Annotated in this window: 18 protein-coding genes; 17 read left to right on the forward strand and 1 reads right to left on the reverse strand. The window is 70.1% G+C overall.

Annotation, left to right across the window (positions count from 1 at the left end; all coding sequences use genetic code 11):
- Positions 1–426: 426 nt before the first annotated feature.
- The 6 genes from PH203_RS25150 (at position 427) to ftsH (ending at position 10,126) form a co-directional block, all read left to right on the forward strand.
- Positions 427–1,920, forward strand: a complete 1,494-nt coding sequence (locus PH203_RS25150) for a hypothetical protein (RefSeq protein WP_289922749.1) — start codon at positions 427–429, stop codon at positions 1,918–1,920.
- A gap of 324 nt (positions 1,921–2,244) precedes the next feature.
- Positions 2,245–3,585, forward strand: coding sequence for an ammonium transporter (locus tag PH203_RS25155; protein WP_289922750.1), 1,341 nt, complete (start codon positions 2,245–2,247; stop codon positions 3,583–3,585).
- The gene (locus PH203_RS25160) at positions 3,582–3,920 is read left to right on the forward strand and encodes a P-II family nitrogen regulator (RefSeq protein ID WP_289922751.1); all 339 of its coding nucleotides are present in this window, start codon (positions 3,582–3,584) and stop codon (positions 3,918–3,920) included. Before PH203_RS25155 ends, PH203_RS25160 begins: the two co-directional genes overlap by 4 nt.
- A gap of 24 nt (positions 3,921–3,944) precedes the next feature.
- On the forward strand, positions 3,945–6,416 hold the full coding sequence (locus PH203_RS25165; RefSeq protein ID WP_289922752.1) for a [protein-PII] uridylyltransferase: 2,472 nt from the start codon (positions 3,945–3,947) through the stop codon (positions 6,414–6,416).
- Between the two features lie 84 nt (positions 6,417–6,500).
- On the forward strand, positions 6,501–8,060 hold the full coding sequence (ffh, locus tag PH203_RS25170; RefSeq protein WP_289922753.1) for a signal recognition particle protein: 1,560 nt from the start codon (positions 6,501–6,503) through the stop codon (positions 8,058–8,060).
- Between the two features lie 128 nt (positions 8,061–8,188).
- Positions 8,189–10,126: an ATP-dependent zinc metalloprotease FtsH gene (gene ftsH / locus PH203_RS25175; RefSeq protein WP_289922754.1), complete on the forward strand. Its 1,938-nt coding sequence runs from the start codon at positions 8,189–8,191 to the stop codon at positions 10,124–10,126.
- A gap of 64 nt (positions 10,127–10,190) precedes the next feature.
- Here ftsH and PH203_RS25180 read toward each other — a convergent pair whose 3' ends face one another.
- Entirely contained in the window at positions 10,191–11,048 is an 858-nt protein-coding gene (locus PH203_RS25180) for an SAM-dependent methyltransferase (protein WP_289922755.1), read from the reverse strand.
- 562 nt (positions 11,049–11,610) lie between these two features.
- Here PH203_RS25180 and PH203_RS25185 point away from each other — a divergent pair.
- The 11 genes from PH203_RS25185 to PH203_RS25235 all read left to right on the forward strand — a co-directional run bounded on the left by PH203_RS25185 (position 11,611) and on the right by PH203_RS25235 (position 19,299).
- Positions 11,611–12,207 carry a hypothetical protein gene (locus PH203_RS25185; protein ID WP_289922756.1) on the forward strand — a complete coding sequence of 199 codons (597 nt, stop codon included), beginning with the start codon at positions 11,611–11,613 and terminating at the stop codon, positions 12,205–12,207.
- 328 nt (positions 12,208–12,535) lie between these two features.
- Positions 12,536–12,955 carry a 30S ribosomal protein S16 gene (rpsP, locus tag PH203_RS25190; RefSeq protein ID WP_289922757.1) on the forward strand — a complete coding sequence of 140 codons (420 nt, stop codon included), beginning with the start codon at positions 12,536–12,538 and terminating at the stop codon, positions 12,953–12,955.
- A gap of 2 nt (positions 12,956–12,957) precedes the next feature.
- The gene (locus PH203_RS25195) at positions 12,958–13,197 is read left to right on the forward strand and encodes an RNA-binding protein (RefSeq protein WP_003973401.1); all 240 of its coding nucleotides are present in this window, start codon (positions 12,958–12,960) and stop codon (positions 13,195–13,197) included.
- A gap of 89 nt (positions 13,198–13,286) precedes the next feature.
- The gene (gene rimM / locus PH203_RS25200) at positions 13,287–13,892 is read left to right on the forward strand and encodes a ribosome maturation factor RimM (RefSeq protein WP_289922758.1); all 606 of its coding nucleotides are present in this window, start codon (positions 13,287–13,289) and stop codon (positions 13,890–13,892) included.
- Positions 13,889–14,722 carry a tRNA (guanosine(37)-N1)-methyltransferase TrmD gene (gene trmD, locus PH203_RS25205; protein ID WP_289922759.1) on the forward strand — a complete coding sequence of 278 codons (834 nt, stop codon included), beginning with the start codon at positions 13,889–13,891 and terminating at the stop codon, positions 14,720–14,722. Before rimM ends, trmD begins: the two co-directional genes overlap by 4 nt.
- Positions 14,723–14,855: 133 nt before the next feature.
- Complete coding sequence (gene rplS, locus PH203_RS25210; RefSeq protein WP_020138756.1) at positions 14,856–15,206, forward strand: 50S ribosomal protein L19; 351 nt, start codon at positions 14,856–14,858, stop codon at positions 15,204–15,206.
- A gap of 45 nt (positions 15,207–15,251) precedes the next feature.
- Positions 15,252–15,998 (forward strand): signal peptidase I, encoded by a 747-nt coding sequence (lepB, locus tag PH203_RS25215; protein WP_289922760.1) that lies wholly within the window; start codon positions 15,252–15,254, stop codon positions 15,996–15,998.
- Complete coding sequence (gene lepB, locus PH203_RS25220; RefSeq protein WP_289922761.1) at positions 15,991–17,085, forward strand: signal peptidase I; 1,095 nt, start codon at positions 15,991–15,993, stop codon at positions 17,083–17,085. Before lepB (PH203_RS25215) ends, lepB (PH203_RS25220) begins: the two co-directional genes overlap by 8 nt.
- A complete protein-coding gene (gene lepB / locus PH203_RS25225) occupies positions 16,973–17,956 on the forward strand; it encodes a signal peptidase I (protein ID WP_289922762.1) in 984 nt (327 codons plus the stop codon). The genes lepB (PH203_RS25220) and lepB (PH203_RS25225) overlap by 113 nt, the downstream gene beginning before the upstream one ends.
- A 58-nt stretch (positions 17,957–18,014) precedes the next feature.
- Positions 18,015–18,794 carry a signal peptidase I gene (gene lepB, locus PH203_RS25230; RefSeq protein WP_289922763.1) on the forward strand — a complete coding sequence of 260 codons (780 nt, stop codon included), beginning with the start codon at positions 18,015–18,017 and terminating at the stop codon, positions 18,792–18,794.
- Positions 18,784–19,299, forward strand: a complete 516-nt coding sequence (locus PH203_RS25235; RefSeq protein ID WP_289922764.1) for an NUDIX hydrolase — start codon at positions 18,784–18,786, stop codon at positions 19,297–19,299. The genes lepB (PH203_RS25230) and PH203_RS25235 overlap by 11 nt, the downstream gene beginning before the upstream one ends.
- The last annotated feature ends 25 nt before the right edge of the window (positions 19,300–19,324 follow it).

Genomic DNA, 19,324 nt, shown 5'->3' on the forward strand with positions numbered 1-19,324 from the left:
TCCAACGGGTCCGACGCACCGGTGGTTACGAGACGGGCACGGATAGTGACCCGAGCGGGGCCGCGCACGTCCACTCGGCGCCCGGATGCGCTCCGGGTGGTGCGCCCGGTTCCGTGCGCCCCTGAGTGCACCGCTCCGCCCACTCCCGGCCGTCCTATGTCAAGTGAATCGCGTGTGGGCGACCGTGAGTTCATTCGAAGGGGTGGCGAATGGTGGCGTTTCCGGGATCGCCATGGCTGGAGGGGTGATCGTAGGATTACTTTGAGTGCACGAGTCCTGGGGCACATGCACTCGTGGGTATGCCGGAGGCAACTCGGCATCCCGTTCGAAGGGTGAGAAGTACCGGACGGGCAGCCGTATTTACCGGCATTCTGATAGGGCTTGGCGCACTCAGCGACAAGTGGTCTCAGGGATGGGGGCGTTCCAGTGAGCGGCAACGGCGAGAGTGGAACGGGCGCCGGCAGCGCGGCGAACGGCGACAAGCGTCCCAATGAGCTGCTCACCTCGTGGTTCGTGCGCAGCGGCTGGTCGAAGGGCGAACTCGCCCGCCAAGTCAACCGCCGAGCCCGCCAGTTGGGCGCCAATCACATCTCCACCGACACCTCGCGCGTGCGCCGCTGGCTGGACGGCGAGAATCCGCGCGAACCGATCCCCAGGATCCTCTCGGAGCTGTTCTCCGAGCGGTTCGGCTGTGTCGTCTCGGTCGAGGACCTCGGCCTGCGCGCCGCCCGCCAGTCACCGTCCGTGTCCGGGGTCGACCTGCCCTGGACGGGCCCGCAGACCGTGGCCCTGCTCAGCGAGTTCTCGCGCAGCGACCTGATGCTGGCGCGGCGCGGCTTCCTCGGGACCTCGCTGGCCCTGTCCGCGGGCCCGTCCCTCATCGAGCCCATGCAGCGCTGGCTCGTGCCCTCCCCGACCGCCCCGCAGCGCGAGCCCGAGCCGCCGGCCGCGGCCCGCCGGGGCGGCCGGCTCTCCAAGCCGGAGCTGGACCTCCTCGAGTCCACCACCGTGATGTTCCGGCAGTGGGACGCCCAGTGCGGCGGCGGCCTGCGCCGCAAGGCGGTCGTCGGCCAGCTCCACGAGGTGACCGACCTCCTCCAGGAACCCCAGCCCGACTCCACCACCCGCAAGCTGTTCAAGGTCGCCGCCGAGCTGGCCGAGCTCGCGGGCTGGATGTCGTACGACGTGGGGCTCCAGCCGACCGCGCAGAAGTACTTCGTGCTCGCGCTGCACGCCGCGAAGGAAGCCGGTGACAAGCCGCTGGGCTCGTACGTCCTGTCCAGCATGAGCCGCCAGATGATCCACCTCGGCCGGCCCGACGACGCTCTTGAGCTGATCCACCTCGCGCAGTACGGCAGCCGGGACTGCGCGAGCCCGCGCACCCAGTCGATGCTGTATGCGATGGAGGCCCGCGCGTACGCCAACATGGGGCAGCCGGGGAAGTGCAAGCGTGCGGTCCGGATGGCCGAGGACACCTTCTCCGAGGCCGACGAGTGGGACGAGCCGGATCCCGACTGGATCCGCTTCTTCTCCGAGGCCGAGCTGCACGGCGAGAACAGCCACTCCTACCGCGACCTGGCCTATGTCGCCGGCCGCAGTCCCACGTACGCCTCGCTGGCCGAGCCCGTGATGCAGCGGGCCGTGGACCTCTTCGCCAAGGACACCGAGCACCAGCGGTCCTACGCGCTCAACCTGATCGGCATGGCCACCGTGCATCTGCTCCAGCGGGAGCCGGAGCGGAGTGCGGTGCTGGCCCAGGAGGCGATGCAGATCGCCAAGAATGTCCGCTCCGAACGGGTGAACACTCGTATTCGAAAGACGGTGGACACGGCCGTACGCGATTTCGGTGATCTCGCCGAGGTCGTGGATCTCACGGAGAAGCTCGCCATCGAGCTGCCGGAGACGGCAGAGGCCGTCTGAATCCAGGCGGCAACCCCTGAACCCCGGCCGCGGCCGGCCCTCCCGAACTGCCCGACTCGGCTCCCCCTACGCCAGGTCATCGGAAGGCCGCCGCGGCCGGTTTGCGTCCATCGCCGAAGGTTGCGCCACGATAACGATCCACCTGGCGGACATCAGGCAGTTCATCGACGCGTAACACCCAGGACCTCTTCGTCACGGCGGCGAAACAACGAGGGGCTTCCACCGAAACCGCGCTGCTGCAATCTCATGGCGCATAACCGGCCCACCCCTCAATCCGCTCAGGCTTCGCCCGCACGGGGCCGTACCAACGACGAGGAGACGCCGATGGCACCAGCCATCACGATGGCGGCAGACGTAGAGCTGTCGCCCGCCAACACAGGCTTCATGCTCATCTGTTCCGCCCTGGTGCTGCTCATGACCCCGGGCCTGGCCTTCTTCTACGGAGGCATGGTCCGCGTCAAGAGCACCCTGAACATGCTGATGATGTCCTTCATCAGCATGGGGATCGTCACCATCCTGTGGGTGCTGTACGGCTTCTCCGTCGCCTTCGGCGCCGACAAGGGCAGCGTCGTCGGCTGGACGTCGGACTTCGTGGGCCTCAGCGGGATCGACAAGGGTGACCTCTGGCTCCCGTACAACATCCCGGTCCTGGCCTTCATGGTCTTCCAGCTGATGTTCGCGATCATCACGCCCGCCCTGATAAGCGGTGCGCTGGCCGACCGTGTGAAGTTCTCCGCGTGGGCGCTGTTCATCGCCCTGTGGGCCACGGTCGTCTACTTCCCCGTCGCCCACTGGGTCTGGGGCACCGGCGGCTGGGCCTTCGACCTGGGTGTCATCGACTTCGCCGGTGGTACGGCGGTCCACATCAACGCCGGTGCCGCGGCCCTCGGCGTGATCCTGGTCATCGGCAAGCGCATCGGCTTCAAGAAGGACCCGATGCGCCCGCACAGCCTTCCGCTGGTCATGCTCGGCGCCGGTCTGCTGTGGTTCGGCTGGTTCGGCTTCAACGCCGGTTCGTGGCTCGGCAACGACGACGGCGTCGGCACGCTGATGTTCGTCAACACGCAGGTCGCCACCGCCGCCGCCATGCTCGCCTGGCTCATCTACGAGAAGATCCGCCACGGCGCGTTCACCACGCTGGGCGCCGCCTCCGGCGCGGTCGCGGGTCTCGTCGCCATCACCCCGTCCGGTGGTGCGGTCACCCCGATCGGCGCGATCTGCGTCGGCGCCATCGCCGGTGTCCTGTGCGCCATGGCCGTCGGCCTGAAGTACAAGTTCGGCTACGACGACTCGCTCGACGTCGTCGGTGTCCACCTCGTCGGCGGTGTCGTCGGCTCGGTCCTCATCGGCTTCTTCGCCAGCGGCAAGGGCCAGTCGGACGTGGCCGGTGTCTTCTACGGCGACCACAAGTTCGACCAGCTGTGGAAGCAGCTCGCCGGTGTCGGCGGTGTCCTCGCCTACTCCCTGATCGCCTCCGCGATCCTCGCCTTCCTCCTCGACAAGACCATCGGCATGCGGGTCACCGAGGACGAGGAGGTCGCCGGTATCGACCAGGCCGAGCACGCCGAGACCGCATACGACTTCAGCGGTGCCGGCGGCGGCGCCGCCAAGGCCACCGTCGCGGCCCCGGCCGACGACGCTGCGAGCAAGAAGGTGGACGCATGAAGCTCATCACCGCCGTCGTCAAGCCGCACCGGCTCGACGAGATCAAGGAAGCCCTCCAGGCCTTCGGGGTCCACGGCCTGACGGTCACCGAGGCGAGCGGCTACGGTCGTCAGCGGGGCCACACCGAGGTCTACCGCGGTGCCGAGTACACCGTCGACCTGGTCCCCAAGATCCGTATCGAGGTCCTGGCCGAGGACGACGCCGCCGAGCAGTTGATCGACGTCATCGTCAAGGCCGCCCGCACCGGCAAGATCGGTGACGGCAAGGTCTGGTCCCTGCCGGTCGAGACGGCCGTACGGGTCCGGACCGGCGAGCGCGGCCCCGACGCGCTCTGACCAGAAAAGAACAGGAGCTGCTGGGTGTCGAGTACGGACGTGCGTAAAGAAGCAGAAGACTCGGGACCCAGCGGCTACGCGGCGGCCCGGCTGCGCCTCCTCAGCGAGGGGGCGCAGTCCGGGCCGCCGCGCCGTTCGGCCCTCTCCGAGCTGACGGACGACTGGCTGTCGGGGCTCTTCAACGCCGGTGTCCTCGATGCCGCCGACGGGGGGTTGCGCGGGGTCTCCCTGGTCGCCGTCGGCGGCTACGGCCGCGGCGAGCTGTCCCCGCGCAGCGACCTGGACCTGCTCCTGCTGCACGACGGCAGCGACTCCGGTGCGGTCGCGGCCTTGGCCGACCGCATCTGGTACCCGGTGTGGGACCTGGGGCTCGCCCTGGACCACTCGGTCCGCACCCCGGCCGAGGCCCGCAAGACCGCCGGGGAGGATTTGAAAGTCCAACTCGGTCTCCTGGACGCCCGTCACCTCGCCGGGGACCTCGGTCTGACCGCCGGCCTGCGCACCGCCGTCCTCGCCGACTGGCGCAACCAGGCGCCCAAGCGCCTCCCCGAACTCCAGGAGCTGTGCGCCGAGCGCGCCGAGCGCCAGGGCGAGCTGCAGTACCTCCTCGAACCGGATCTGAAAGAGGCGCGCGGCGGGTTGCGCGATGCCACCGCCCTGCGTGCCGTCGCCGCCTCCTGGCTGGCCGACGCCCCGCGCGAGGGCCTCGACGACGCCCGGCGCCGGCTGCTCGACGTCCGTGACGCCCTGCACCTCACCACCGGGCGCGCGACCGACCGGCTCGCGCTCCAGGAACAGGACCAGGTCGCCGCCGAGCTGGGCCTGCTCGACGCGGACACCCTGCTGAGGCAGGTGTACGAGGCGGCGCGGGTTGTGTCGTACGCCAGTGATGTCACATGGCGTGAGGTGGGGCGCGTGTTGCGCTCGCGCGCCGTGCGGCCGCGGCTGCGCGCCATGCTGGGCGGCGGCAAGCCGGTCGCCGAGCGGTCCCCGCTGGCCGAGGGCGTGGTCGAGATGGACGGCGAGGTGGTGCTCGCCCGCGCCGCACGCCCCGAGCGCGACCCCGTACTGCCGTTGCGCGCCGCCGCTGCCGCCGCGCAGGCCGGACTCCCGCTCTCCTTGCACGCCGTACGGCGCATGGCCGCCGGCACGCGCCCCCTGCCCACGCCCTGGCCCGCCGAGGCCCGCGAACAGCTCGTCACCCTGCTCGGCTCGGGTCAGCCGACGATCGACGTGTGGGAGGCGCTGGAGGCGGAGGGCCTGATCACACGTCTCCTGCCGGACTGGGAGCGGGTGCGGTGCCGCCCGCAGCGCAACGCCGTGCACATCTGGACGGTCGACCGCCACCTCATCGAGACCGCGGTCCGCGCCTCGGAGTTCACACGGCGCGTCCACCGCCCCGACCTGTTGCTGGTCGCCGCGCTGCTGCACGACATCGGCAAGGGCTGGCCCGGCGACCACTCCGTGGCCGGCGAGATCATTGCCAAGGACGTGGCCGCGCGCATCGGCTTCGACCGCGAGGACGTGGCGGTGCTCTCCACCCTCGTACGCCATCACCTGCTGCTCGTGGACACGGCCACCCGGCGTGACCTGGAGGACCCGGAGACGGTCCGGTCGGTCGCCGAGGCGGTCGGCTCGCAGGGCACCCTTGAGCTGCTGCACGCGCTGACCGAGGCGGACGCGCTGGCCACGGGACCGGCTGCCTGGTCGTCCTGGCGGGGTTCGCTCGTCGCCGACCTGGTCAAGCGGGTCTCGGCGGTGCTCGCCGGGGACGAGCCGACCGAGCCCGAGGCCGCCGCGCCGACGGCGGAGCAGGAGCGGCTCGCGATCGAGGCGGTCGCGACGGGCAGCCCGGTGCTGTCGCTGCGCGCGCAGACCGAGCCGCCGGCCCTCACGGAGGGGGAGCAGCCGCCCGGGGACCCCGAGCCGCTGGGCGTGGAGCTGCTGATCGCCGTACCCGACCAGTCGGGCGTACTGCCCGCGGTGGCCGGCGTGCTCGCCATGCACCGTTTGACCGTGCGCACCGCCGAACTGCGCGCCCTGGACCTGCCGGACGGCGTCGAGGGCTCGGTACTGCTGCTGAACTGGCGGGTGGCGGCGGAGTACGGCTCCCTGCCGCAGGCCGCGCGGCTGCGGGCGGATCTGGTGCGGGCGCTGGACGGTTCCCTGGACATCGCGGGCCGCCTGGCCGAGCGGGACGCCGCGTACCCGCGCCGCCGGGGCGTGGTCGCGCCCCCGGCCCGGGTGACGGTCGCCCCGGCGGCCTCCCGCCTCGCCACGGTCATCGAGGTCCGCGCGCACGACGCCCCCGGTCTGCTCCACCGCATCGGACGGGCCCTGGAGGACGCGAACGTACGGGTGCGCAGCGCGCATGTGTCGACGCTGGGCGCCAACGCGGTGGACGCCTTCTACGTCACCGGGCCCGAGGGGGCTCCGCTGCCGGGCGACGAGGCGGCCGCCGTGGCCCGGAAACTGGAGGAGACGCTGCGGGCCTGACCGGGGGATCCCGGCGACTCGCCCCGCCGGGATACCCTTGAGGGCGATTCCCAGCAGCCACCGACCCCGAGGACCGCGAGCGCCGTGTTCGATACTCTCTCCGATCGCCTCTCAGCGACTTTCAAGAACCTGCGCGGCAAAGGACGGCTCTCCGAGGCGGACATCGACGCCACCGCGCGCGAGATCCGCATCGCACTCCTCGAAGCGGACGTGGCCCTCCCGGTCGTCCGGACGTTCATCAAGAACGTCAAGGAACGGGCGATGGGCGCCGAGGTCTCCAAGGCGCTGAACCCTGCCCAGCAGGTCCTCAAGATCGTCAACGACGAGTTGGTGACAGTTCTCGGCGGCGAGACCCGGCGCCTGCGCTTCGCCAAGCAGCCGCCGACCGTCATCATGCTCGCGGGTCTGCAGGGTGCCGGTAAGACCACCCTCGCGGGCAAGCTCGGCCACTGGCTCAAGGGCCAGGGCCACTCGCCGCTCCTGGTCGCCGCCGACCTCCAGCGCCCCAACGCCGTGAACCAGCTCAGCGTCGTCGCCGAGCGCGCCGGTGTGGCCGTCTACGCGCCCGAGCCGGGCAACGGCGTGGGTGACCCGGTCAAGGTCGCCAAGGACTCCATCGAGCACGCGAAGTCCAAGGTCCACGACATCGTCATCGTCGACACCGCGGGCCGCCTCGGTATCGACCAGGAGATGATGCAGCAGGCCGCGGACATCCGGGACGCGGTCAGCCCCGACGAGATCCTCTTCGTCGTCGACGCGATGATCGGCCAGGACGCGGTCAACACCGCCGAGGCCTTCCGCGACGGCGTCGGCTTCGACGGCGTGGTGCTCTCCAAGCTCGACGGTGACGCCCGCGGTGGTGCCGCCCTGTCGATCCGGCAGATCACCGGCAAGCCGATCATGTTCGCCTCCAACGGCGAGAAGCTCGACGACTTCGACGCCTTCCACCCTGACCGGATGGCCTCCCGCATCCTCGACATGGGTGACCTGCTCACCCTGATCGAGCAGGCGGAGAAGACGTTCAGCCAGGAAGAGGCCGAGAAGATGGCCTCCAAGCTGGCGTCCAAGAAGGGCCAGGACTTCACCCTGGACGACTTCCTGGCCCAGATGGAGCAGGTCAGGAAGATGGGCAGCATCTCCAAGCTGCTCGGCATGCTCCCCGGCATGGGGCAGATCAAGGACCAGATCAACAACCTCGACGAGCGTGACGTCGACCGCACGGCCGCGATCATCAAGTCGATGACCCCGGCCGAGCGCCAGGAGCCGACGATCATCAACGGCTCCCGTCGCGCCCGTATCGCCAAGGGCTCCGGTGTCGAGGTCAGCGCGGTCAAGAACCTGGTCGAGCGGTTCTTCGAGGCCCGCAAGATGATGTCGCGCATGGCCCAGGGTGGCGGGATGCCGGGGATGCCCGGGATGCCGGGCATGGGTGGCGGTCCCGGCCGCTCCAAGAAGCAGCCCAAGAAGGCCAAGGGCAAGCAGCGCTCCGGCAACCCGATGAAGCGCAAGCAGCAGGAGCAGGAGGAGGCCGCCCGCCGCGCCGCGGGCGCCCAGGGCGCTCCGGGCGGTGCCTTCGGCCTGCCGGGCCAGCAGGCCGGCCAGGACTTCGAGCTCCCGGACGAGTTCAAGAAGTTCATGGGCTGACGGCTGATACGCGTACGACGCCGGGGGCGCTCCTCTTCGTGGGGGCGCCCCCGGTGGCGTTTGCGCGGGGGCGCCCCGGCGTCGTAAGCCCGAATGCCCGGACGGCTTTCCTGTCGTAACGTCCGGATATGACCAACCCTGCGCCGTCGCGGAAGTCCCCCGACCAGCCCTGGCGTACCGAGGGCACCCCGGAGGAGCCGCCGAAGCCGCCGGGCGGTGGACGCAGGCCGCGCGGGGGCTGGTGGAGCCTGCTGCTCACCGCGCTGATCGTGTTTCTGATCGCCAACCTGGTGCTGTCGTACTTCAACGACGGTGACGAGCCGACGATCTCGTACACGGAGTTCACCAAGCAGGTCGACGACGGCAACGTCAGCAAGATCTACGCCAAGGGCGACGCGATCCAGGGGCAGCTCAAGAAGGAGCAGGAGAACCCCGAGGGCGACGGGAAGTACACCAAGTTCAGGACCGAGCGGCCGACCTTCGCGGACGACCAGCTCTGGGAGGACCTGACCAAGCACGACGTCACCGTCACCGCGGAACCGGTCGTCCAGCAGCGCAGCTTCCTGTCCAACCTGCTGATCTCGCTCGCCCCGATGCTGCTCCTGGTGGTGCTGTGGATCTTCATCGCGCGGCGGATGAGCGCGGGGATGGGCGGCGCGGGCGGGATGCTCGGACGCAAGGCCCCGCCCAAGCCGGTCGAGCTGGAGGCCGGGAAGAAGCGCACCACCTTCGCGGACGTGGCCGGCATCGACGAGGTCGAGGGCGAGCTCAATGACGTCGTCGACTTCCTGAAGAACCCGGACGCGTATCGCCGTATGGGCGCCAAGATGCCGCGCGGTGTGCTGCTCGCGGGCCCTCCCGGCACCGGAAAGACGCTGCTCGCGCGGGCCGTCGCCGGTGAGGCGGGGGTGCCCTTCTTCTCGGCGTCCGCGTCCGAGTTCATCGAGATGATCGTGGGCGTCGGTGCCTCACGCGTGCGTGAACTGTTCGCCGAGGCCCGCAAGGTGGCCCCGTCGATCATCTTCATCGACGAGATCGACACCATCGGGCGGGCCCGCGGCGGCGGCTCCGGCATGGGCGGCCACGACGAGCGCGAGCAGACGCTGAACCAGATCCTGACCGAGATGGACGGTTTCTCCGGCTCCGAGGGCGTCATCGTGATCGCGGCGACGAACCGCGCGGATGTTCTGGACCCGGCCCTGACCCGTCCCGGCCGCTTCGACCGGGTGGTCATGGTCTCGCCGCCCGACCGGGGCGGCCGCGAGGCGATCCTGGAGATCCACACCCGGGACATCCCGATGGCCGAGGGCGTCGACCTCGCCCAGGTGGCGCGTACGACCCCGGGCATGACCGGCGCCGAACTGGCCAACCTCGCCAACGAGGCCGCCCTCCTCGCCGTCAAGCGCAAGCAGGAGCGGGTGACGCAGACCGACCTCTCGGAGGCGCTGGAGAAGGTCCAACTGGGCGCCGAACGGCCCCTGGTGATGCCCGAGGAGGAGCGGCGGCGCACCGCCTACCACGAGAGCGGACACGCCCTCCTCGGCATGCTCCAGCCGGGCGCCGACCCCGTCCGCAAGATCACCATCGTGCCGCGCGGCCGGGCTCTCGGCGTGACACTGTCGACGCCGGACGCCGACAAGTACGCCTACACCGAGGAGTACCTGCGCGGCCGGATCATCGGCGCGCTGGGCGGCATGGCGGCCGAGCAGGTCGTCTACGGCGTCATCACGACCGGCGCGGAGAACGACCTGGAGCAGGTCACCAACATCGCGCGCGGCATGGTGGCGCGGTGGGGGATGAGCGAACGGGTGGGCCGGCTCTCCGCGCTGCCCAACGACGCCCAGCAGGCGTACGGTCTCGCCGCCGCGCCGCAGACCCTCGACGTCATCGACGGCGAGATGCGCCGGATCGTCGACGAGTGCTACGACGAGGCCTGCCGCAAACTCCGCGACCACCGCGGCCGGTTGGACGCCCTCGCCCAGGCCCTCCTGGAGAACGAGACCCTGGAGGAGACGGACGCGTACCGGATCGCCGGGATCACCCGGCTGACGAAGGACGAGGCCTGAGCTGTGCCGGCCGCTGCGACCGGTTCAGGCCAAATCCGGGCGGCGCGCGAGCAGTCGGGGACCGTCAGGGCACGCGCGCGATGAGGTAGCGGAACACGTTCGGCATCCACACCGTGCCGTCGCGGCGCTGGTACGGGTGGAGGGACTCCGTGACCTCCTTGTCGACCTGGACCTGGTCCGTCGCCGCGATCGCCGCGTCGAAGAGGCCCGTCGACAGCAGGCCCCGCAGCGCGCTGTCCATGTCGGCGTACCCGAAGGGGCAGGACACCCGGCCGGAGCCGTCCGGCTTCAGGCCCGCCCGCTGGGCGACCTCCTCCAGGTCGTCGCGAAGGGCGGGGCGCCAACTGCCCGTGCTGCGCAGCGGATCCGCCAGCTTGGTGGCGACCCGCAGCACGGACGACGTGGCGCAACGTTCCGGCGGACCCCAGCCGGCGAGCACCACGGGCGCCCCCCGCTCGGCGAGCGGCGTCGCGGCCGCGAGCGCCCCGCCGAGCCCCTCCGAGTCGCCCGCGAGACACCCGATGGGCTCGAAAGCGGTCACCAGGGTGTACGCGGGCGTCTCCGCGTCGGCCGCGTCCTGAGGGTGACCGTCCACGATGCGGGTCTCCACGCGCGCGCGTGCTCCCCATGCCTCGGGAAGGAGCCGCTCCCGCGCGAGGGCCAGCCGCTCGGGGGAGGAGGAGTCGACACCGGTGACCGCGGCGCCTCTGGAGGCCGCCATGAGCAGGGCCAGTCCGCTGCCGCAGCCGAGAGCGAGGACGCGGGCGCCGGTGCCCACTTCGAGTCGCTCGTAGACGGCCTCGTAGAGCGGAACCAGCATCCGCTCCTGGATCTCGGACCAGTCACGCGCGCGTGCACCCAGGTTCACACGGGGCGCCTCTCCCGTATGAGTCAGGTGCTGCCGCACGAGCGTAGGTGTCATCGAAAGCGCCCCAATCCGCCGAGAGTTACCGCTGTGCCCGTTTCCATAGCCCCCGTGACGTGCGCTCGCACTTCCCCCGTATGCCAGATAACTCCGCACCGGAGCGCGCGTCCAGGGTCTGCGGAGTCCTGCTTGCGGGTTCCCCGCGCGGGTGGCGAGATTTCACATGACGGCAATACGGGCCCGTACGATCACGCCATGACGGGCGGCGACCGTACGGTGTCTCGTCACCGCGGGCGGGGCGGTCCCGGGCGGTGGTGGGGCGCCCGGTAACGTCACGGTCGTCGCGTGCGCTTACCGAAGCAGCGCCCTTCCGGCGGAAGAGCGACCGAAACGCCTCTTGCGCACTCGCGGACCCCAGGGGTTCCGGGGCGCGGACATCGGCTACGTGCCGGGGCGTATATCAGACTACGTACCGCCTTGGTACGAGCTATGAGGCTTCTCCGCAGATCAGCGCACCCGCCCTCGTCAGGACGCATCAGCGGCAACTGACGGGTACGTGCAAATTATTTGGGATGGCCCGGAATCGGAACACTGGAGCACTCCGGCTCGTTGTCATTACGTGAGCACGACACAGACACCACCTGTTCTCGCCGCCGAGCTGGCGCAGGCGTGGGCCGATATTCAGCGGTACCACCCCGAGCTGCCGGACCTCGCCGCGCCAGAGTCCCTGATCGGGGAGTCGTCGTCCGCGTGCGGACACGAACTCTCCTTCGAGCGACTGCTCCATGAGGCAGTCCATGGGATCGCCGCCTCCCGCGGCGTCCGTGACACCTCCCGCGCCGGCCGATACCACAACCGCAGATTCCTCGCGATCGCCGAGGAGTTGGGCCTGGATCACCCCGAGGAGCCGCACCCCAGCAGCGGCTTCTCGCTGGTCACGCTCAACCCCGAGGCCAAGCGCCGCTACCGCCCGACCATCGAGCGGCTCCAGCGCGCCCTCAAGGCCCACACGGCCGCCACCTCCGCCGACACCGCCCGTACCTTCCGCGGCCCGGCCGCGCGGCACGGCTCGTCCGGCGGCGGTGTGCGGGTGAAGGCGGTCTGCGACTGCGGACGCAACGTACGGGTCGTCCCGTCGGTGCTGGCGCAGGCGCCGATCGTCTGCGGGGGCTGCGGCAAGCCGTTCCGGATCCCCGAGGTCGTCGGGGCGGCGTAACAGAGGAGCGCCGAGCACCGGCAACTCGTGGCTGCCGGTCGGACGAGGCGTGAAGCATGAGTGACGGGGTGCCGCCGGTACGGCCCGCGGGCGGCACCCCGACAGCGCCGGGCGGCGCGCCGCCGGGTGCTCCTCCGGCGTGCCCGGGCGCCGCACCGCCGGTGACGAAGCGACCCGCAGGGTGTGGCACAATGGCTAGCTGTACTCGACAGTCGCACAGGACCCCTCTCTCCTCCGGCTGACGCGTCCATCGGGCACTCGGGTACCGCAACCCCACGCGGCAATCTCGCCGTGCCCAACCACGTCAAAACCAGGAGAACCCACTCCCGTGGCAGTCAAGATCAAGCTGAAGCGTCTGGGCAAGATCCGTTCGCCTCACTACCGCATCGTCGTCGCCGACTCCCGCACCCGCCGTGACGGCCGTGCGATCGAGGAGATCGGTCTGTACCACCCGGTGCAGAACCCCTCGCGCATCGAGGTCGACTCGGAGCGCGCGCAGTACTGGCTGGGTGTCGGCGCGCAGCCGACCGAGCCGGTTCTCGCCATCCTGAAGCTGACCGGCGACTGGCAGAAGTTCAAGGGCCTGCCGGCCCCGGCTCCGCTGCTCGTGGCCGAGCCGAAGGCTGCTCGCCCGGTGTTCGACGCCCTCGGTGGCGACGACGAGGGCAAGGGTGAGGCCATCACCCAGAAGAAGAAGGCTGAGAAGAAGGACGAGGCCGCGGCCGAGTCCGAGTCGACCGAGGCCTGAGCATGCTCGAGGAGGCTCTCGAGCACCTCGTGAAGGGCATCGTCGACAACCCTGACGATGTGCAGGTCGCATCCCGCAACCTGCGCCGCGGACGCGTGCTCGAGGTCCGGGTCCACCCCGACGACCTCGGCAAGGTGATCGGTCGCAACGGCCGCACCGCACGCGCTCTGCGCACCGTCGTGGGCGCCATCGGCGGCCGCGGTGTCCGCGTCGACCTCGTCGACGTCGACCACGTCCGCTGACGCCAATCGCAGCACCGGCTCGGGCCGGGGAGGGCCACTGGGCCGTCCCCGGCCCGTAGTCGTACGTACGATCAGGAGATCTTCGAAAAGTGCAGCTCGTAGTCGCTCGCATCGGCCGTGCTCACGGCATCAAGGGCGAGGTCACCGTGGAGGTCCGTACGGACGAGCCGGAGCTCAGACTCGCTCCCGGTGCCGTCCTGCTCACGGACCCCGCCGCCACCGGCCCCCTCACCATCGAGACCGGCCGGGTCCACAGCGGCCGGCTCCTTCTGCGCTTCGAGGGCGTCAAGGACCGCACCGCCGCCGAGGCTCTCCGCAACACCCTCCTGATCGCCGAGATCGACCCGGAGGAGCTGCCGGAGGAAGAGGACGAGTACTACGACCACCAGCTGATCGACCTGGACGTGGTCACCAAGGACGGCGTCGAGGTCGGCCGGATCACCGAGATCTCGCACCTGCCTTCCCAGGACCTCTTCATCGTCGAGCGGTCCGACGGCAGCGAGGTGATGATCCCGTTCGTGGAGGAGATCGTCACGGAGATCGACCTGGAGGAGCAGCGGGCGGTCATCGACCCTCCGCCCGGGCTGATCGACGACCGGGCCGAGATCGCGTCCTCCAGGGAGTCGGCCGAGGAGTCGGCTGAGGAATCCTCCAAGGAGTCGTCCAAGGAGTCGTCCGAGGAAGACAGCGCATGAGGCTCGACGTCGTCACGATCTTCCCCGAGTACCTCGAACCCCTGAACGTCTCCCTCGTCGGCAAGGCACGCGCGCGTGGCCGGCTGCAGGTGAACGTCCACGATCTGCGCCGGTGGACCTTCGACCGCCACAACACCGTCGACGACACCCCGTACGGCGGCGGCCCCGGCATGGTCATGAAGACCGAGCCCTGGGGCGACGCGCTGGACTCCGTGCTGGCCGACGGCTACGAGACCGGCTCCCACGCGCCCGCGCTCATCGTCCCCACGCCCAGCGGCCGTCCCTTCACCCAGGAACTCGCCGTGGAGCTCTCCGAGCGGCCCTGGCTGGTCTTCACGCCGGCCCGCTACGAGGGCATCGACCGCCGGGTCATCGACGAGTACGCGACCCGGATGCCCGTCTACGAGGTGTCCATCGGCGACTACGTCCTCGCCGGCGGTGAGGCGGCCGTACTGGTCGTCACGGAGGCCGTGGCACGGCTGCTGCCGGGCGTCCTGGGCAACGCCGAGTCCCACCGGGACGACTCCTTCGCGCCCGGCGCGATGGCGAACCTCCTGGAGGGGCCCGTCTACACCAAGCCGCCGGCCTGGCGCGGCCGGGAGATCCCGGAGACGCTGCTCAGCGGCCACCACGGCAGGATCGCCCGCTGGCGGCGCGACGAGGCGCTCAAGCGGACCACGGCCAACCGGCCCGACCTGATCGAGCGCTGCGCCCCCAAGACCTTCGACAAGAAGGACCGCGAGATGCTCTCCATCCTGGGCTGGGCGCCCGACCCGGCGGGGGAGCCGTACGGCCGATTTTGGCGTCGGGTCGCCGACGTGGAAGAATAGGTCGCTGTTGTGCGTCGTCCGGCGTGCGCCCCTGCCACAGGGGGACACGACGCCCGTCCCGACACGGACAGCATCCTCCGATACACCTAGCTCCCGCCTATGACCTGTGGCATGGGTGAAGAAAGCAGACGAAATGTCTCACCTGCTCGACTCCGTCGACGCCGCGTCGCTGCGCAGCGACATCCCGGCCTTCCGCCCGGGTGACACCGTCAACGTCCACGTCCGCGTCATCGAGGGCAACCGCTCCCGTGTGCAGCAGTTCAAGGGCGTAGTCATCCGTCGCCAGGGCGCCGGTGTCCGCGAGACCTTCACGGTCCGCAAGGTCTCCTTCTCCGTGGGCGTCGAGCGCACCTTCCCGGTGCACACCCCGATCGTCGAGAAGATCGAGCTCGTCACCCGCGGTGACGTGCGTCGCGCCAAGCTGTACTACCTGCGCGAGCTGCGCGGTAAGGCCGCGAAGATCAAGGAGAAGCGCGACAACTGATCGCGTTCAGGGGTCCACAGAGGGGCCGGATAACATCTGGCCCCGATGGACACCGAAGCACAGCCGACGGAGCGCGACCGCTCCTCCCGCCCTTCCGAACCCGAGGAGACCTCGGACACAGGGGGCCGGGAGGAACGGTCGCGTTTCGCGTTGACGGCACGGATCACCGAGTGGCTGCCCGGCGGGCGGATCACCCTGACCGCCCTGCTCTGCCTGCTGTTTTTGCTGTTCCTCAACGCTTTCGTGGTGCAACCCTTCCAGATTCCCAGCGGATCCATGGAAAACGGATTGAGGATCGGGGACCGGGTTCTCGTAAATAAGTTGGCGTACCGTTTCGGTGCCGAACCGCGGCGCGGAGACGTGGTGGTGTTCGACGGATCCGGGTATTTCGGAGATGCGGACTACATCAAGCGCGTCGTGGGTGTGGGGGGAGACCACGTGGTCTGCTGTGACAAGAAGGGGAGGATCGAGGTGAACGGCCGGTCGGTCGACGAGTCGACGTTCCTGTACCCCGGTGACAGCGCGTCCTCGGTGGACTTCGACGTCGTCGTGCCCGACGGCACCCTCTTCGTCCTCGGCGACCACCGCAGCGAGTCCAGCGACTCCCGCGACCACCTCGGCTCGCCCGGCGGCGGCATGATCCCGGTCGGCGAGGTCATCGGCCGCGCCGACTGGATCGTATGGCCGACCGCCCGTTGGACCCGGCTGGACCGTCCTGCCGCCTACGCGCGCGTGCCCGCCGCCGAAGCCGGAGGAGCACGCGACTCGAACGGGGCGGGCGCGGATGGGTAACCGCGGCAAGCCGCGCGGTGTGCCGGCAGGCGCCGCCGACAATCTGCTGCCCACCGGCGCCCGGCGCGCCGCCAGCCCGTCCGGCGGCCGTACCCGCGCGGAGCGGCGCAAGCTGCAGCGCAAGGTCAAGCGGCGTCGCAGGCGCTCCGCCGTCAAGGAGATACCCCTCCTCGTCGGTGTCGCCGTGCTCATAGCGCTGGTGCTGAAGACCTTCCTGGTGCAGGCCTTCGTGATCCCGTCCGGTTCCATGGAGCAGACGATCCAGATCGGCGACCGCGTCCTGGTCGACAAGCTCACCCCGTGGTTCGGCTCCAAGCCGCAGCGCGGGGACGTCGTGGTCTTCAAGGACCCGGGCGGCTGGCTGCAGGACGAGCAGACCACGACCAAGAAGGACGACCCCGTCGGCATCAAGCAGATCAAGGAAGGGCTCACCTTCATCGGTCTGCTGCCGTCCGACAACGAGAAGGACCTCATCAAGCGGGTCGTCGGCGTCGGCGGGGACCGGGTCAAGTGCTGTGACGCGGAAGGGCGGGTCACCGTCAACGACGTCCCGCTCACCGAGGTGGACTACCTCTATCCCGGCAACGCTCCCTCCACCCAGGAGTTCGACATCACCGTCCCCCAGGGGCGCTTGTGGGTGATGGGCGACCACCGGGCCAACTCCGCCGACTCCCGCTCGCATCAGAACACCGACTACGGCGGTACGGTCTCCGAGGACTCGGTGGTGGGACGGGCGAGGGTCATCGCCTGGCCGCTGGGCCGCTGGAACACCCTCGACGAGCCGAAAACATACGCATCCATTACCGACTCGGCCGCCAGGTCGACTGCGGCTCCCCAACTGTCGCATAGGGTTGCTTCCGACGATCCGAACGGAACGATCCAGCTCCCGAGCCCTGCGGAACTCCCGCTCGTTATGGGAGTAGTGGGCCTGCGCCGTGCTTGGGGCAGGCGGCGGCACAGAGTAAGGAGTTGGCGTGGGGGATGTGGCGGTTGGCGCACGGTCCGGGCACGACGGCGAGGAGCACCGCGGGCGCCCCGTGGACGCAGCCGACCCGGCCACGGACAGCGCCGTGACCTCCGGGAGTGACTCCGCGGCTGACGAGCGGACTCCGCCCGGGGACGGCGGGCCGGGTGCCTCGGCCGGTGGGCCGGGCGACTCGACGCCCAAGCAGAAGAAGCCGCGCTCCTTCTGGAAGGAACTGCCGATCCTCATCGGCATCGCGCTCGTGCTGGCGCTGCTGATCAAGACGTTCCTGGTGCAGGCGTTCTCGATCCCCTCCGACTCGATGCAGAACACCCTCCAGCAGGGTGACCGCGTCCTGGTCGACAAGCTCACCCCGTGGTTCGGCTCCGAGCCCGAGCGTGGCGAGGTCGTCGTCTTCCACGACCCCACCAAGTGGCTGGCGGGCGAGCCGACCGCGGACCCGAACGCCGTGCAGACCTTCCTCAGCTGGATCGGCCTGATGCCGTCCGCCGAGGAGAAGGACCTCATCAAGCGCGTCATCGGCGTCGGCGGCGACACGGTCGAGTGCAAGGGCACCGGCCCGGTCAAGGTCAACGGCAAGGCGCTCAACGAGGCGTCGTACGTCTACCCGGGCAACACCCCGTGCACCGTCGACGACTTCGGCGGCCAGTTCAAGGTCAAGGTCCCCGAGGGCTTCATCTGGGTCATGGGCGACCACCGCCAGAACTCCCGGGACTCGCGGTACAACCAGGACGACAAGTACCACGGCATGGTCCCGGTCGACGAGGTCGTCGGCCGCGCCATCGTGAAGGCCTGGCCGATCAACCGCTGGGGCACCCTGCCGGTGCCGGACACCTTCGACCAGGACGGCCTCAACACCCAGTCCTCCGCCTCAGCCGCCCTGACGGTGGCCCCGCAGGGCCTCGCGCTCGTGGGTGTCGTCCCGGTGGTGCTGTGGCGGCGCCGGAGGACCGCGCCGGCCGAGACCCGCTGATCTTGCTCTCCGGAGAGGGGCTGACCGGGTCCGGTACCGCCGGGTAGGGTGCGGACCCATGGGTGGCGAGAGCACGACACGTACGGCCCCGCGCAGCGGCGGCACCAACACGGGCCCGGTGGGCAGCCGGACCGGACAGCGACTGTCCGGGCTGGCCGTCGCGCTGGGCCTGGTGCTGTTCCTCGGCGGGTTCGCCTGGGGAGCGGTGGTCTACCGGCCGTACACCGTGCCCACCAGCTCGATGGCGCCCACCATCGGCGCCGGCGACCGGGTGCTGGCCGAGCGCATCGACGGCAGCGAGGTACGCCGGGGCGATGTCGTCGTCTTCACCGACAAGACCTGGGTGACCAACGCCCCCGTGGTCAAGCGGGTGGTCGCGGTCGGCGGCGACACGGTCTCCTGCTGCACGGACGGCAAGCTGACGGTCAACGGCAAGCAGATCGACGAGCCGTATCTGCCCGAGGGCACCGCTGCCGAGTGGAAGAACATCCCGACCGTGACTGTCCCCGAGGGCCGCCTGTTCCTGCTCGGTGACGAGCGGCAGGGCTCCCTGGACTCCAGCGCCCACCTCACCGACGCGGCCAGCGGCACGGTCGCGCGCTCCGCGGTGACGGCCCGTGTGGACGCCGTCGTATGGCCGATGAACGGCATGCTGAAGAAGCCGACCGGCTTCGAGAAGCTCGGCGCTCTCTCCTCACCCGGTCCGCTGCGCACGATCATGATCCTGATCGTGGCCGGAGCGGTGCTGGTGCTCGGCGGCGGTGCCTACGGTCCGATCGCCAAGCGGATGGGCGGCCGCCGTTCCCGTACGGACGCGGAGCCCGTGGGTGCGCGCTGAGGCCTCGCAGGACACCTACGAGGGTGGACTGCGCAAGGTCGCCCGAGTGGTGCTCCTCGATCCGGACGACCGCATTCTGCTGCTGCACGGCCATGAGCCGGACGATCCGACGGACGACTGGTGGTTCACCCCGGGCGGAGGCCTGGAGGGCGACGAGACTCGTGAACAGGCCGCTGTGCGGGAACTCGCCGAGGAGACCGGAATCACCGAGGTGGAACTCGGTCCGGTGCTGTGGCGCCGGATGTGCTCCTTCCCGTTCGCGGGGCGCCGCTGGGACCAGGACGAGTGGTACTACCTGGCCCGTACGACCCAGACGGCCACCGCGGCCATGGCGCTGACCGAGCTGGAGCGGCGCAGCGTCGCCGGAGCGCGCTGGTGGACGTGTCAGGAACTGACCCGGGCACATGAGACGGTGTATCCGACCAGACTCGCCGAGCTGCTCCGCAGGCTGCTCGACGAAGGTCCCCCGGCCGGGCCCGTGACCCTTGACACCGAAATCGTCTAGGGGCTGACGGGACTGGCGCACAATG

It is taken from the genome of Streptomyces sp. S.PB5 (assembly GCF_030403745.1).
Lineage (GTDB): Bacteria > Actinomycetota > Actinomycetes > Streptomycetales > Streptomycetaceae > Streptomyces.

Bases quoted from the DNA above. Each gene is read 5' to 3' on its own strand.
- PH203_RS25155 (WP_289922750.1), top strand. From the start codon at position 2,245: ATGGCACCAGCCATCACGATGGCGGCAGACGTAGAGCTGTCGCCCGCC.
- PH203_RS25160 (WP_289922751.1), top strand. From the start codon at position 3,582: ATGAAGCTCATCACCGCCGTCGTCAAGCCGCACCGGCTCGACGAGATC.
- ftsH (WP_289922754.1), top strand. From the start codon at position 8,189: ATGACCAACCCTGCGCCGTCGCGGAAGTCCCCCGACCAGCCCTGGCGT.
- PH203_RS25180 (WP_289922755.1), bottom strand. From the start codon at position 11,048: ATGACACCTACGCTCGTGCGGCAGCACCTGACTCATACGGGAGAGGCG.
- PH203_RS25195 (WP_003973401.1), top strand. From the start codon at position 12,958: ATGCTCGAGGAGGCTCTCGAGCACCTCGTGAAGGGCATCGTCGACAAC.
- trmD (WP_289922759.1), top strand. From the start codon at position 13,889: ATGAGGCTCGACGTCGTCACGATCTTCCCCGAGTACCTCGAACCCCTG.
- rplS (WP_020138756.1), top strand. From the start codon at position 14,856: ATGTCTCACCTGCTCGACTCCGTCGACGCCGCGTCGCTGCGCAGCGAC.
- lepB (WP_289922760.1), top strand. From the start codon at position 15,252: ATGGACACCGAAGCACAGCCGACGGAGCGCGACCGCTCCTCCCGCCCT.
- lepB (WP_289922761.1), top strand. From the start codon at position 15,991: ATGGGTAACCGCGGCAAGCCGCGCGGTGTGCCGGCAGGCGCCGCCGAC.
- lepB (WP_289922763.1), top strand. From the start codon at position 18,015: ATGGGTGGCGAGAGCACGACACGTACGGCCCCGCGCAGCGGCGGCACC.